At 48.6% G+C, this 15171-nt stretch carries 9 protein-coding genes; 5 read left to right on the top strand and 4 right to left on the bottom strand.

Features of this window, described 5'->3' with window-relative positions; all coding sequences use genetic code 11:
• Window positions 1-123 precede the first annotated feature (123 nt).
• Both RT717_RS09190 and RT717_RS09195 read left to right on the top strand, forming a co-directional pair.
• Window positions 124-828: a hypothetical protein gene (locus tag RT717_RS09190; protein ID WP_317491440.1), complete on the top strand. Its 705-nt coding sequence runs from the start codon at window positions 124-126 to the stop codon at window positions 826-828.
• Between the two features lie 113 nt (window positions 829-941).
• The gene (locus tag RT717_RS09195; protein ID WP_317491441.1) at window positions 942-2525 is read left to right on the top strand and encodes an NAD(P)/FAD-dependent oxidoreductase; all 1584 of its coding nucleotides are present in this window, start codon (window positions 942-944) and stop codon (window positions 2523-2525) included.
• A gap of 327 nt (window positions 2526-2852) precedes the next feature.
• On the opposite strand, the gene RT717_RS09200 is transcribed toward RT717_RS09195, so the two are convergent.
• A complete protein-coding gene (locus RT717_RS09200; RefSeq protein ID WP_317491442.1) occupies window positions 2853-3230 on the bottom strand; it encodes an SRPBCC domain-containing protein in 378 nt (125 codons plus the stop codon).
• Between the two features lie 268 nt (window positions 3231-3498).
• On the opposite strand from RT717_RS09200, the gene RT717_RS09205 reads away from it, so the two are divergent.
• Entirely contained in the window at window positions 3499-6876 is a 3378-nt protein-coding gene (locus RT717_RS09205; RefSeq protein WP_317491443.1) for a methylmalonyl-CoA mutase family protein, read from the top strand.
• A 4-nt stretch (window positions 6877-6880) separates the two neighbouring features.
• On the opposite strand, the gene RT717_RS09210 is transcribed toward RT717_RS09205, so the two are convergent.
• Entirely contained in the window at window positions 6881-7099 is a 219-nt protein-coding gene (locus RT717_RS09210) for a CDGSH iron-sulfur domain-containing protein (protein ID WP_151998692.1), read from the bottom strand.
• A 109-nt stretch (window positions 7100-7208) separates the two neighbouring features.
• On the opposite strand from RT717_RS09210, the gene hrpB reads away from it, so the two are divergent.
• On the top strand, window positions 7209-9695 hold the full coding sequence (gene hrpB / locus RT717_RS09215; protein ID WP_317491444.1) for an ATP-dependent helicase HrpB: 2487 nt from the start codon (window positions 7209-7211) through the stop codon (window positions 9693-9695).
• A 55-nt stretch (window positions 9696-9750) separates the two neighbouring features.
• On the opposite strand, the gene RT717_RS09220 is transcribed toward hrpB, so the two are convergent.
• Complete coding sequence (locus RT717_RS09220) at window positions 9751-10404, bottom strand: tetratricopeptide repeat protein (RefSeq protein ID WP_317491445.1); 654 nt, start codon at window positions 10402-10404, stop codon at window positions 9751-9753.
• A 296-nt stretch (window positions 10405-10700) separates the two neighbouring features.
• A complete protein-coding gene (locus RT717_RS09225) occupies window positions 10701-12950 on the bottom strand; it encodes a GH92 family glycosyl hydrolase (RefSeq protein ID WP_317491446.1) in 2250 nt (749 codons plus the stop codon).
• 202 nt (window positions 12951-13152) lie between these two features.
• On the opposite strand from RT717_RS09225, the gene RT717_RS09230 reads away from it, so the two are divergent.
• On the top strand, window positions 13153-15027 hold the full coding sequence (locus tag RT717_RS09230; protein WP_317491447.1) for a serine hydrolase domain-containing protein: 1875 nt from the start codon (window positions 13153-13155) through the stop codon (window positions 15025-15027).
• The last annotated feature ends 144 nt before the right edge of the window (window positions 15028-15171 follow it).

The raw sequence follows: 15171 nt of genomic DNA on the forward strand, positions 1-15171 counted from the left end.
ACTCCACCTTGTAAAGGCTTCCAGTGTGAGTGGGATATTTTTCTTGCCTCAATTCGTACGGTTTTTTGTCTGAAAATTTCAGATATTGAAGTTTATTGCGGCATGAGGCTATATTCTTTTTAGATGAAAAATTCTTTGTTTCTGGTGTTTATGTTGCTTTTAAGCGTAAGCTTAAGGGCGCAGGAAGGCCGTAAGTTCAAAGTAAGGCCCGGAGAAGTGACTAAGTCAGTGATTCCATTATCTGAAGTATTCAGGTTTGCCTCATTTGAATACGGAGATGTAGATTTGGTCAGTGGGTCTACTATCAACGCACTCCTTAATTATAATTTACTCTTAAGGGAAATGCTTTATATTAATTACGCTGGCGATACCGTAAGTATCAGTCCGACGGGCACAAAAAAGATCACGGTCGGAGGGTCGGAGTTCTACTCGTTTCCCGGTAATATGTGGGTGGAGGCGATAGCCGGTGACAAAAGACTTCAGTTGGGCGTTCATCAGGTAGTGGGACTTGCGAAGACCGAGGTTTTCGGAGAGCAATACCGTGATGGAATAACCCCATTTAGAAATATTGAAAGGGGGATATACCCGACTTACAGGGAACTTTATAACCAGAAAGCCAGATACTGCATGCTGCTGACGAAGCAAACGGCCTACTATTTTATAGACAAGAACAAAAGGATTAGTCGAGCAAAAAGGTCAGTTATCGTAAAACTTTTTCCAAAGTATTCAAATGAAATAAAGTCCTTCATAAAGGAGAAGTCGATTAAAACGAATCAGGAGGAAGATCTTAGACAACTTGTTGCCTTTTGCCACCAAATAGGCTATTAACGAATATTTTCTCACTCCTCTGATCTTCAATGAGGATTCATGTCCCGTTTTCCAGGTAATCCAATTCTTAGCATTCCAATTGTCTATCTTTGCGTTTTTAAAGAAGATACGCATTGCAAAAAGAATTTCAGTTTCAGGTACTACCTGAAGAGGCCGCCGACCAGGAAGCGCTCTATAAGCTGGCCAGCCAGAAGGCCTACATCCCGTTTTCAGACATCAGGCATGTGGAGGTGCTCAAGCGGTCGATCGACGCCCGCCAGCGCATCATCAAAGTAAATCTCACTGTTCGGGTGTATGTGAACGAAGACTTCGTGGAAACGCCAACCTGGCTGCCAGACTATCCTGACGTGTCTTCAGCCGAAGAAGTAGTCATCATTGGGGCAGGCCCGGCCGGCCTTTTTGCGGCGCTGCGTTGCATAGAATTAGGTAGAAAGCCCATTATTCTTGAACGAGGCAAGGACGTCCGTGACCGTCGCAGAGACCTGAAGGCGATCAACATCGATCATATTGTCAACGAAGACTCCAATTACTGTTTTGGAGAAGGAGGAGCTGGCACCTATTCAGATGGTAAGCTGTATACCCGCAGTAAGAAAAGGGGCGATGTGCAGCGCATTTTGAAACTGTTGGTGGGCTTTGGAGCAACAAAGGAAATACTCGTGGAGGCCCATCCGCACATCGGGACCAACAAATTGCCTGAGATTATTACCGATATCCGGGAGTGCATCTTAGCCCACGGTGGTGTGGTGAAATTTAATACCAGAGTGACAGATATCTTACTCAAAGGCGATGCCATTGAGGGTGTGACAACTGCTTCCGGAGATATTATCAAAGCGAAGAAGGTGATTTTGGCCACCGGCCATTCCGCCAGAGATATATTTGAATTGCTGGACAGAAAGAAGATTGCGATTGAACTTAAGCCCTTCGCCCTGGGAGTGAGGGTGGAGCACCCGCAGTCGTTGATTGACACGATACAGTACAAATGCGATGACAGAGGGACTTACCTGCCTCCGGCGCCCTACAGCATCGTGAAGCAGGTGGGTAGCGGAACCAACACCCGTGGCGTCTACTCTTTCTGTATGTGTCCTGGTGGTGTGATTGCCCCCTGTGCCACAAGTCCCGGCGAGGTGGTGACCAATGGCTGGTCGCCGTCCAAGAGAGACCAGCCAAGCGCCAACTCCGGTATTGTTGTCGAGCTTCGGCCAGAGGATTTTAAAGCATTTGCCAAAAAAGGCCCTTTGGCGGCCATGGCTTTTCAGCAGTCGATTGAACAAATGGCCTGGAAGGAAGGTGGGCAAACGCAGCGGGTGCCTGGACAAAGGCTGTTGGACTTCACTAACGGTAAGCTGTCGGCCGACGTGCCGGAGACTTCGTACAAGCCGGGCGTCACTTCCGTGGAGCTGGGTAGTGTGCTGCCAGACTTTATTTACAAGACGCTTCAGGAAGGCTTCAGGGAGTTTGGAAAGGCCATGAAGGGCTACCTGACCAATGAGGCGGTAGTGCATGCGCCGGAAAGCCGCACTTCATCTCCCGTGCGCATTCCCCGTGACCAGGAAACGCTGGAGCATATAGCGGTAAAAGGACTGTATCCTTGCGGAGAAGGGGCTGGCTATGCCGGTGGCATTGTGTCGGCAGCCATCGATGGGGAGAAGTGTGCCGAGAAAGCGGTAGGGTACGTGGCGGAGGTTGTTGGCGAGTGAAGACACTTGCCAAGCGGTTGTTTTGAGGCTGGTGAGTGACGACACTCACCAGAACGACCCTTGCGTGAGAAGACTGAGGGGAATCGAGGTGGCTGTTTTGATACACCTTTGCCCCATCCAGTAATTAAAATCTCATCCTTTTGAAGGATATTATTCACATTAACGCTACATTTCTCACAGACTTCATCAACGAAAGCAAATAGCCATGGCAAAAGGAACATCACCCCAAAAAGGTAACGAGAAAAAGGAGCCCACCAAGAACCTGAAAGAGAAAAGGGCTGAGAAGAAAGCTAAGAAAGCATCAAAAAGGGATTAAGTTCCCTTTTTTTATTCGTAAAAATCAATCAACGCTCCAAAGTAGGTGGTGTTCCATCCGTCTACAATGTCGTCATAGTCCTCATCGGGAATGTTGCTGTGCCGAAGTTCGGCTGAGGTGCCATTTTTGTGCGGATGAAGGATAATGGTCACAATCGAGGCCTCTTCCTGCTCGCCGAAATACCACTGCTGCACAATCTTTCTTCCCTCTTCAAACTCGAGATTTTTCCCAACAATGCTTCCTTCCCAAAGTGAGAATTCTGAGCCTGGTTCCGTAGACATTTCGGCCTCTTCGCCCGTCCAGGCGTGGAGCGAGGCAGGGTGGGTGAGGGCGGCGTATACCTCTTCAGGTAAGGCAGGTATGATATAGTATTTTTTGTAGTCTTTCATTCAAACGAATTACTGATTTGATATTTCTGATTTGATTCTGCCATCAGAGCTGCTTTTTGCTTCAAAAATGCTTAAGAAAAACCAAAGAATGATTTCCTTGATCACATTTATGATCGCCATCTGGAAATTATAAGAATCAACCTGAAATATAAAATTCTTAAAACAGCCCAATATAGCCAATATCTGTTGGTGTCCATTGAACCCCTATGTCCCGCACATTGGTTAACTTTAGGAAATCATTGACCCAATATTCACTTCGTTAACTTTTATGTCACATACCGAAGCCCCCTACAAGCCAAAAAACCACATCAGGATAGTCACCGCTGCCTCCTTGTTCGACGGCCACGACGCTGCCATCAATATCATGCGCCGCATTATTCAGGCGACTGGGGTGGAGGTAATTCACCTGGGGCACAACCGGTCGGTGCAGGAAATCGTCGACTGTGCCATACAGGAAGATGTACAGTCGATTGCCATTACGAGTTACCAGGGAGGGCATGTGGAATTTTTCAAGTACATGTATGACCTCCTGAGGGAGAAAGGGGCCGGACATATCAAGATATTCGGTGGGGGAGGTGGAACCATCCTGCCCTCCGAAGTAGAAGAACTGCACGCCTATGGCATCAACCGGATTTACTCGCCGGACGACGGGCGCACCATGGGTTTGCAGGGAATGATTAACGACCTGATCGCCGGGAGCGACTTCCCTCTTGGCGAGCAGCTTAATGGGGAGATAGGCAGTTTGAAGAAGAAAGACGTAAGGTCGGTGGCCAGGCTCATTTCTGCGGCTGAGAACTTTCCGGAATTAGCGAAACCAATTTTGGATAAAGTCGATGCCGAGGCCGCCAAAAGTAAAGTGCCGGTGTTGGGCATCACAGGCACGGGCGGTGCTGGCAAGTCCAGTTTGGTGGACGAACTGGTGCGGCGGTTTTTAGTTGATTTCCACGATAAGCATATCGGTGTTGTTTCGGTGGATCCTTCGAAACGAAAAACAGGCGGGGCCTTATTAGGCGACAGGATCCGCATGAACGCCATTCACCATCCCAGGGTATACATGCGGTCGCTGGCCACCCGGCAGTCGAACCTGGCGCTTTCGAAGCACGTGCAGGAGGCCGTGAATATCTTAAAGGCAGCCGAATTTGACCTGATTATTCTGGAGACTTCAGGCATCGGGCAGTCAGATACGGAAATTACCGATCATTCGGATGTGTCGCTGTATGTGATGACCCCGGAGTACGGAGCGGCCACTCAGCTGGAAAAGATCGACATGCTCGACTTTGCTGACATGATCGCCATCAACAAATTTGACAAAAGAGGGGCCCTGGATGCAGTGCGGGATGTGAAGAAGCAGTACAAACGCAACCATGGGCTTTGGGAAACGCCAGACGAACAACTGCCAGTATTCGGCACCATCGCCAGCCAGTTCAACGACCCGGGGATGAACACGCTTTATAGGAAGCTGATGGACAAGATTGTGGAAAAAACCGGCGCTGCGCTGGCCTCTGCTTCCATTTCTTCGGAGGAACTCTCAGAAAAGATCTTCATCATCCCGCCCAAGCGTACCCGCTATTTGTCGGAGATAACTGAAACCATCAGGCATTACAATCAGTGGGTAGAAGATCAGAAGGAAGTAGCCCAAACGCTGTACAGTATCAAAAAAACCATAGCCGCAGCGAAGAAAGCCGGAGAGGACAATGTGTTGGGAGAGAAGCTGGACGCACTTTTCGAGAAGACGTCGCTCGACCTTGATCCCAAAAATCTTAAAGTGATTGAAGGTTGGCCTGAAAAGTTGCAGCAGTACAAAAACGAGGAGTATGTTTATACGGTAAGAGGGAAAGAGATCAAAGTACCCACGCACACTGAATCGCTTTCACATACGAAAGTTCCAAAGATCAGCTTGCCCCGATACGAAGCCTGGGGCGATGTGCTGAAGTGGAACTTGCAGGAAAACGTACCGGGCGAGTTTCCCTATGCGGCAGGTGTATTTCCGTTCAAGCGCACTACTGAAGACCCTACCCGCATGTTTGCCGGAGAGGGTGGGCCTGAGCGCACCAACAAGCGTTTCCATTATGTGTCGAAAGACAATGCGTTTGCCAGGTTGTCAACCGCTTTCGATTCGGTGACCTTGTATGGGGAAGATCCCGACCACAGGCCTGATATCTATGGCAAAATTGGCAATTCAGGCGTCAGCGTCTGCTCGTTGGACGACGCCAAGAAGCTCTATTCCGGCTTTGACCTGATTGATCCGACCACTTCCGTGTCGATGACCATCAACGGGCCGGCAGCTACGATATGTGCCTTTTTTATGAATGCCGCCATTGACCAAAACTGTGAGAAATACATCATAGCGCAGGGCCTTGAATCTGAAGTAAAAGGGAAAATTGCCCAACTCTTTAAGGCGAAAGGAATGAAACAGCCTGAGTATAGCGGGGCGATTCCCGAGGGTAACAACGGGCTGGGGCTCATACTTTTGGGCGTAACGGGGGATCAGGTGCTGCCTGCTGAGGTGTATCAAAAGATCAAAGTCGATACCCTTTCAAAAGTACGGGGCACCGTGCAGGCTGACATTCTCAAAGAAGACCAAGCCCAGAATACCTGTATTTTCAGTACCGAATTCTCCCTTAAAGTGATGGGCGATGTGCAGCAGTATTTCATTGACCAGAATGTTCGAAACTTCTATTCTGTATCTATCTCCGGCTATCATATTGCCGAGGCAGGTGCCAACCCAATCTCTCAGTTGGCTTTCACGTTGTCAAATGGCTTTACCTTCGTTGAGTACTATGTCAGCCGTGGCATGCATGTCGACGATTTTGCCCCCAATCTTTCTTTTTTCTTCAGCAATGGTGTCGATCCGGAGTATTCGGTGATCGGCAGGGTGGCCAGAAAAATTTGGGCCAAAGCCATGAAGTTGAAATACGGTGCCAACGAGCGATCTCAAATGCTGAAGTACCATATCCAGACCAGCGGCCGGTCGCTGCACGCCCAGGAGATTGACTTCAACGACATCAGAACCACTTTGCAGGCGCTCTATGCCATTTACGACAACTGCAATTCCCTGCACACCAATGCCTATGATGAGGCCATTACCACACCCACAGAGGAATCGGTGCGTCGTGCCATGGCCATTCAGCTGATTATCAACAAGGAGTTGGGGCTTGCCAAAAATGAAAACCCTTTGCAGGGCTCATTTATCATCGAAGAACTGACCGACTTGGTGGAGGAGGCTGTGATGACAGAGTTTGACAGGATCACCGAGAGAGGCGGCGTATTGGGAGCCATGGAAACCATGTACCAGCGCAGCAAAATCCAGGAGGAAAGTCTTTATTATGAGACACTGAAGCACAATGGCGACTTTCCGATCATTGGGGTGAACACGTTCCTTTCATCAACAGGCTCGCCGACTATTACGCCCATGGAGGTGATCAGAGCGACAAAAGACGAAAAGGAGTTTCAGATCGAGTCACTCAATAACCTGAAGAAGTTCAACGACGGCAAGTCTCAGGAAATGCTTTCGAAACTACAGCAGGCTGCCATCAGCAATCAGAATATGTTTGAAGCGCTGATGGAAGCTGTGAAGTACTGTTCTCTGGGGCAAATCACCCATGCTTTGTATGAAGTGGGTGGGCAGTACAGGAGGAATATGTAAAGCCTTATACCTTCTTCGGAGGTAAGTCAAAGGCAATGGCCTCATGTTCAAAATGCTCTTTGTGTGAGCCATCACAGAATGGCTTGTTGGCAGATTTTCCGCAACGGCACAAAGAGACAATTGTTCTTCCCTGCAGGCCGTATGCGTTGCCTTCTTTGTCTACTATTTCAAAATCCCCGTCAATTTTCAGGGAGCCGTTATTGTTTACTGTGATTTTTGTCATGAATGGTTTTTGACACAAAGCTAGAAACTTAGCAACCGGATAAAAGGAATTAGGCGAGTGGTGTGTAGTTTTGTGTCCAAATAGTCTGAATATCTCAAAATCCTTCAGTTTGTCTTTCGATCCACTCGCCTTCGACCTTCCTGTTGTTGACATCATTCCACAGATAACGGAGAGTCTGGCCAGGGAAAACACCCTGATCGTCAATGCACCTCCCGGAGCAGGAAAAAGCACGCTGCTACCACTAGTATTGATGAACGAACCATGGCTGGGCGGTAAAAAGATATTAATGCTGGAGCCCCGGCGCCTGGCGGCAAGGTCGATAGCCACCCGTATGGCTTCCATGCTGAATGATGACCTGGGAAAAAAGGTAGGCTACCGCATCAGGTTCGAAAACAGGACGTCAGACCAAACGCAAATCGAAGTACTCACTGAAGGTATCCTCACCCGGTTGATCCACTCTGACAATGCATTGGAAGGAGTGGGGATGGTAGTTTTCGATGAGTTTCATGAAAGGAGCCTGCATGCCGACGTCGCTCTGGCGCTTTGCAGGGAGGTGCAGCAGGTGCTGCGGCCCGATCTGCGCATCATGATCATGTCGGCCACGCTGGACATGGAGAAGCTGCCTGAGCTTATGAAAGCGCCTGTGGCCGTGAGTGAAGGACGGCAATATCCTGTGGAGGTGATCTACACCGGCGAGCAGGATTTGATGCTGTTGCCGGAAATGGCTGCCCGAACCATTCTTAAGGCATCCAGAGAGCGGGAAGGAGACATTCTGGCCTTTTTTCCCGGGGAAGGGGAGATCAGAAAATGCGAAGAGCTGCTCAGAAAAGAAATGACCGATTTCGCCATCCATCCGCTTTACAGTCAGCTGCCACAAAATCAGCAATTCGCCGCCATTATGCCCGGCAACGACGGAAGGAGAAAGGCGGTGCTGGCCACTTCGATAGCAGAAACAAGCCTCACGATAGAAGGCATCAAAGTGGTGGTGGATACCGGCTACGGCCGCACCTCGAAATTCGATCCCCGCTCGGGTTTATCGAGGCTTGAAACTGTGCAGATATCAAGAGATTCCGCCGACCAACGAGCCGGCAGGGCAGGCAGGCTTAGCCCCGGTACCTGCTATAGGATGTGGAGCAAAGCTACACAGGAGCGGCTGAAGCCACACCGAACGCCGGAGATCATGGAGGCTGACCTGGCCAACCTTGTGCTGGACATGGCACAATGGGGCATTGTGGACGTTAAACAGCTTACCTGGTTAACACCGCCGCCTAAGGGCGCACTGGCACAGGCTTCAGATACCCTGCATCAGTTGGAGGCACTTGAAAATGCCAGGATCACTTCTCACGGCAAGAAGATGCACGAGCTGCCTTGTCACCCTCGCATTGCCCACATGTTGCTAATGGCAAAACAATCTGACAAGGTGGAGTTGGCTACCGACCTGGCTGCCGTGCTGGAAGAACGAGACCCCTTGCAACGAGAAGCTGGTATCGATATCACTCTGCGGATTGAGGCCATGCGGAGGTTTCGGGATAATGGTGGGCATGGAAAGCAGTTCGGTAGAATAGAGAAAGTGGCGGAATCGTATCGGAGGATATTTAACCTGGGGGAACAAAATGGCGTTTTTGATCCCTATGAGGTTGGTTTGTTATTGGCCTATGCGTACCCGGAAAGAATTGCCTGTGCCCGGCCTGGCAACAATGCGCAGTTTCAGCTGGCCAATGGTAAGTATGCCATGGCAGCACAGAAAGACGACCTGGCTCACGAACCCTGGCTAGCGGTAGCTCACCTCGACGCCCGTGACGGCGTGGGCAAGATTTTTCTGGCTGCTCCACTTAACCCCAAAGACCTGACGGGCATGGTGAAGGAGAGGGAGGTAGTAACCTGGGATACAAGAAAAGGCGGACTGGTCGCTTCGCTTGACTTAAGAATTGGCAATATTGTCCTGCGCTCGAAGCCATTGCTGGCCCCTGATGAAAGCCAGTTAACACAGGCGATAAGCGAAGCCATTGCAAAGGAAGGGGAGGCGCTTCTGAACTTTGACGATAGGTTTGTTCAGTGGCAAAGCAGGGTCATGAGTCTGAAAAAATGGAATCCGGAGCAGAGCTGGCCCGATGTAAGCACGCATTTACTATTGGCGACAAACGGAGCGTGGCTGGGGCCTTATTTATCGGGCATTAAGAAGCCAGAGGATTTAAAAAGGATTGACCTGGCTGAGGTGCTCAATAGCTCGCTGGACTGGGAAACTCAGAAGGAGCTGGAGAAATTAGCTCCAACACATATTGAGGTGCCGAGCGGATCAAGAATCAAGCTTCAGTACTTTTCTGCGGGAGAGTCTCCAGTGTTATCGGTCAGGCTACAGGAAGTGTTTGGCCTAGCTGAGACACCAAGAATAAACGGGGGTAAAGCCGCTGTGGTGCTGCATCTGCTATCTCCGGGATACAAGCCAGTGCAGGTAACGTCAGACCTGAAAAGCTTCTGGAGCAATGCCTATTTCGAAGTAAAGAAGGATCTTAAGAGAAGGTATCCGAAACACTCCTGGCCCGATGATCCCTGGACAGCCCCGGCTGTGCGAGGGGTACAAAGAAAGGGCAGGTGATTTGACCAGGTGCTTTTAGCCAATTGAGGATTTAATTGATGTGTCGGCCTGTAGATCAATTCGACGATCCGCAAAGCTTTTCCATCACGCTGGCCACCTTGGTGTCTCCAAGCTCACTGGCCATCGACAAATCGCTACAACCACCTTGTTTGTCACGAAGCCTGATCTTCTCGATACCCCTAAGCTTATAAGCCCTGCTTGACTGGGGATTGATTTCAATGACTTTTGTGAAATCCTCTATCGCACCTCTGTAGTCTTTTAGTTTGTCTTTGGCGGTTGCCCGGTAATAAAATGCTTCCTCGTGGTTTGGAGATAGTTTCACGACTTCGCTGAGGTCTGCTATGGCGCCATCAAGGTCTAGCATTTCGATCTTTGCCATGCCCCTCACATAGTAGGTCTTTAACTTATCAAGATCGTCAATCAGGTACTTCAGGGCGTTGGTGTAATCTTCGATGGCCCCTGCATAGTTTTTTAGCTCAGCACGAGCATTACCTCTGTCGTAATACACTTCCCCCTTCAGTCCATATAGTTTGATGGATTTGTCGTAGTCAACAATGGCGGCTTCATAATCCCCTTTGACGGCACTAACGTACCCTTTCCCCCACCAATACTGGGCGGAATCTGCGTCGGATGCTTTCTCCTGGGATTTCGATTCCCCATTAAAAAATACGACGAAGAGGACTCCTGCGGTTAATAGCTTCTTAATCATGCTGGTCGACTAAATCAGTTAATCTCAATTTCCGAAAAAAAAATACAACGTCGCTCGATCACAATGTTTATAAATCGGTAAAACAAAATATTTCAGGCGGCGCAGTTACAAACTAGTAAAACAGAAAAAAACGAAAGTGGATAACTAAAATTACTTATGTAAGTTTATAATGTTCACTAGTGTTGATATCACATTATCGTTAAAGGTAACCCCTAATAATTATTTTTTTTATTACTTAAGTCCTATAATTAATGTAGACCTGACAGTGTTTAAGAAAAATAGGCTGTGAAAGAGTGCTATTTTTTGTCAAAAGTCATCGAAAATGGCCAGTTGACAGCAGAAACACCCCTTTTTGTATTTGGTTTTGATGTCATATCAAATGAGATTTTCGCCCCTTTCACCAACCCGGAATGAGCGAGCCAATTTTTGTCATACACACTTCCATTGTAGACCACTTCATTAACATAAAAATTTGCATGATTGTTTTCCGGTGCAAGAATTTCAATGTTTTTACCGTTTTCCAGAGAAATCATTACTTCTTTGAACAGTGGAGCTCCCAGCACATATTGATCGGTGCCAGGGCACACGGGATAGAAGCCAATGGCTGAAAAGACATACCAGGCGGAAGTTTGTCCGTTGTCTTCGTCGCCACAGTAACCGTCAGGAGCAGGGGTGTACAGCTTGTTCATGACTTCCCGGATCCAGTACTGCGCCTTCCAGGGCTCTGAAGTGAAATTGTACAAATAGGTCATATGCTGGATGGGCTGGTTTCCGTGTGCATATTGTCCCATATTCATGATTTGCATCTCTCTGATTTCGTGGATGGTGAAGCCATAATAGCTGTCGTCAAAGAGCGGTGGCATACTAAAGACGGAGTCGAGCATGCTTATGAACATTTTGTCGCCACCCATGAGTTGCTTTAGCCCTTCTATGTCGTGAAAAACTGACCAGGTATAGTGCCAGCTATTGCCCTCAGTGAATGCATCACCCCACTTGAGCGGATTAAAAGGCGATTGAAAACTGCCGTCTTCATTCTTACCTCGCATGAGCTTTGTCTCGTTGTCAAAAAGATTTCGATAGTTTTGTGAGCGCTTTTTATAGAGATCAATCTCTTTCTGAGGCTTGTTCAGTGCTTTTGCCAGCTGATAAATGGTGAAATCATCGTAGGCATATTCCAAAGTGCGTGCGGCGTTCTCGTTGATGCCAACATTGTAGGGTACATAGCCCAGCTTATTGTAGTAGGGAGCACCCCTTCTTGCCACAGCGTCCATGGGCCCTTCGGTATTGGCATCTTTTTTCAACGCTTCGTACAGCGTATTGATGTCATATCCTCTGAGGCCCTTTATGTATGCGTCGGCGACGACAGAGGCTGAATTATTGCCTACCATTACGTTTCGGTAGCCCGGGCTCGACCACTCGGGGAGGAAACCGCCCTCTTTGTAATCGTTGATGAGCCCCTCCTGCATCTCCTTGTTGATAGACGGATACAGAAGATTGAGCAAAGGGTAAAGCGCCCTGAACGTATCCCAGAAGCCGGTGCCTGAAAACATATAGCCGGGAAGCACTTCCCCGTTGTAAGGGCTGTAGTGGACGATTTTTCCCTGTTCATCCAGCTCGTACATTTTTTGCGGAAAAAGGAGCGTGCGGTAGAGGCATGAGTAGAACGTGCGCATCTGGTCGATTGAACCACCCCCGACGGCCACCACACCAAGTTTTTCGTTCCATACTGTTTCTGCTTCGGCTTTTACTTGCTCAAAGCTTTTGTTGCCTACTTCCCTTTTCAAGTTGATAGTGGCCTGTTCAGGGCTGATAAAGGAGGAGGCCACCTTGATGTGCACCACTTCTCCCTTTTTTGTTGAGAAGCCCACGGCTCCCACAGCATGCCCTTTTTTAAGCGTGTCGGAAACGCTCCAATTCACTTTTTTATCCAGCTCAATGATAAAATAGTTGCGGAAATTGGCTGGCACCCCACCACTGTTTCTTACTGTGTAACCAGTTATTCTGGCGTTTTCTTTGTCGATGGTTACTTCAGAACCTTTGTCGAAGCCATCAATAACAAGCCAGGCGCTGTCTGCCTCCGGATAGGTAAGCCTGAAAATGGCAGCTCTTTCAGTGGGGGTTATTTCGGTGGTAATGTTGGCATCAGCCAGGTACACGCTGTAATAGTGTGGTTGGGCTACTTCGGCCTTGTGCGAAAACCAGCTGGCCCTTTTGTCCTGATCAAACTGAACAGCTCCTGTGCCTGGCATAAGACTAAACTGACCATGGTCGTTCATCCAGGGCGATGGCTGGTGGGTTTGTTTAAACCCTCTGATTTTGTCGGCATCGTAAGTATAGGCCCAACCGTCGCCCATTTTTCCAGTCTGAGGAATCCAGAAGTTCATGCCCCAGGGAACGGCAACTGCCGGGTAGGCGTTGCCATTGGACAGCTCCATTTTTGAGTCTGTTCCCATGAGCGTATTGACCAGCGCAACGGGATTTTGAGTGGTTTGTGCCTGCAGTGCAAAAGACAAAAGGCAACAAGGGATAAGTAAGAGTAATCTCATAGAATACTGGTTGAAAAGCTGTGTGAGCTGGCGAATAATAAAACAATTGGCACTCTCTGGAGAAGCTCAACGCCATTCCCCAAAGTACCATCTGCAAAAGTAAATACTTAGATATTGTTTAGCCAGACAGAGAAGTCATTTTTCGGGCTTAAATTGCTTTTTTGAAACTCATTTGACAAGCCTCCTATAAAAGAAAAAAGGAATGAAGCATGCGTTTGAACTCACTGTCGCTCTTGTTTTTAGCGTTCTTGTTGCAAAAGCCCAGCCCTCCGGCACGCCGCTAACACCCCGGCAGCTGACAGACTCCCTTGAACTGCTGATGGACAGGAGCGACATCCCTGGCATCATGCTGACCATTGTTAAAGATGATAGCACCATCTTTTCAGGCGGACTGGGTGTAAAAGACAAAGGGACCAACTCGCAGGTAGATGGATCGACCCTGTTCAGATTGGGTTCCATCACCAAAAGCTTTGTGGCGTTGGGCGTGCTCAGGTTAGTGGAAGAAGGGAAGTTTTCGCTGGAAGACGAAGTGAAGGCTTTGGTGCCGGAAATAGACTTTGAGAATAGCTTTGAGCCGGAGCACCCTGTGCGGGTAAAACACCTGCTTTCGCACACAGCTGGGTTCGACGACATGCACCTGAATGAAGTTTATAACACATCCGACACCGTTGTTTATCCTCTAAGAAAGGTGCTGGAACAGCATAAGAAAACACTTAAAGTACGGTGGCAGCCAGGAACCCGCTATGCCTACAGCAACCCTGGTTGGACAGTGGCCGGTTATCTTATCGAAAAGTATGCTGAGCAGCCTTATGATGAATTTATCACGGAAACTGTGCTCAGCCCAATCGGAATGAAGACCTCTAACTTTAAGTCTGTTCCTGAGGGACAGGCTTATTCCAAAGGATATGATGGAACCGGCAATGAAGTGCCCTTTCTCCCAATCTATCATCGCCCTGCAGGAGCCTTCAATAGCAATGCCAACGACATGGCACGTTTTCTTTCTTTTTGGATCAACAGGGGCATGGTAGATTCTGCCCAGGTTTTCCCCTCAAAAGTACTTGACCTGATGGAAGCACCGGTCTACACCATTGCCAATCAGGCGGGCTTACCAGTTGGCTACGGTTTAGGTAATTATACTTTTGATACGCAGCTGCCTGCTTCGTTTCATGGGCACGATGGTGGGATTGATGGTTTTTCATCGTCTTACGGCTACAACAGCCAGTATGGCATAGGATATGCGATTTCTAACAATGCAGGCAAGGGCATGGGAGATTTGGTCAACCTCATCAAGCAGTTTCTGGTGCAGGACATATCAGTTGCCAGACCCGCTACCCAAGCATTGGACGTTGAAGCAATGAAACAATACGAGGGCTACTACCTCTTCAAGGCCTCCCGTAATCAGATTTTCGCCTTTATCGATCGCATATTCAGCACCTGCGAGGTAACCATCGACAACGACACGCTCTACCTCAAGCAGTTTATGAAAGATCGCTTTCCCGTGCTGCCAGTAGCTAATCAGGGAGGCGAGGGCTATCTTTTTGCCGGACTCAAAGACTATGTTCCCAGTCACGTATTTGTGCCAACCGACAAAGGTGAGCCCGTGCTGGCTACAGCAGTTGTTGGCAATTACCTTGAGAGAGTGAAATACTCAAGTGTTCTCACCAAGCGGGTGCTGCTGGTGGTGTCGCTGGTGATGCTTGTAAGCTCTTGCTTTGCTACGCTGGTATGGCTGATTTTTGCTATCAGGAAGTCTTTGGCCTGGCAGGAGTTCTTTCGGAGAATGGTACCTTCGTTGGTGGTGGTTGGTTTGATTATGATTACTACGGGGCTGTTCGGAACCATCATTAAGTTAAGCGAAGCAGGCGAACCGAACGTCAATGGCTGGCTAATTTATCTGGGAGGTTGGATCATATTGTTCAGTGCTTTTTTGAGCACTCGCTTCGGTATTATGAACTTTAAGTTGGGGGAGAAGAAGGCTTTCTCGGTGTATTATATCCTGCTGGCCTTTTCCTGTGTGATTGTCACCTTGTTTCTTTACGATGCGGGCTGGATGGGATTGAAAGTGTGGGAGTACTAGGATAACCTTGTTGCTGTTGTCTAAGCTTAAGTTTGCGCATGTTCGCCATCTGTCGGCGACAAGTCAGACCATTGGGGTATAGTTACAGCCTATTCACCAAAGAACCACTTTGTATTTCGTACGGATTGCTTAGATTCATCTGAA

The organism is Imperialibacter roseus, from assembly GCF_032999765.1.
GTDB classification, from domain to species: domain Bacteria; phylum Bacteroidota; class Bacteroidia; order Cytophagales; family Cyclobacteriaceae; genus Imperialibacter; species Imperialibacter roseus.

Bases quoted from the DNA above. Each gene is read 5' to 3' on its own strand.
- RT717_RS09190 (WP_317491440.1), top strand. From the start codon at position 124: ATGAAAAATTCTTTGTTTCTGGTGTTTATGTTGCTTTTAAGCGTAAGC.
- RT717_RS09200 (WP_317491442.1), bottom strand. From the start codon at position 3,230: ATGAAAGACTACAAAAAATACTATATCATACCTGCCTTACCTGAAGAG.
- RT717_RS09205 (WP_317491443.1), top strand. From the start codon at position 3,499: ATGTCACATACCGAAGCCCCCTACAAGCCAAAAAACCACATCAGGATA.
- RT717_RS09210 (WP_151998692.1), bottom strand. From the start codon at position 7,099: ATGACAAAAATCACAGTAAACAATAACGGCTCCCTGAAAATTGACGGG.
- RT717_RS09220 (WP_317491445.1), bottom strand. From the start codon at position 10,404: ATGATTAAGAAGCTATTAACCGCAGGAGTCCTCTTCGTCGTATTTTTT.
- RT717_RS09225 (WP_317491446.1), bottom strand. From the start codon at position 12,950: ATGAGATTACTCTTACTTATCCCTTGTTGCCTTTTGTCTTTTGCACTG.
- RT717_RS09230 (WP_317491447.1), top strand. From the start codon at position 13,153: ATGAAGCATGCGTTTGAACTCACTGTCGCTCTTGTTTTTAGCGTTCTT.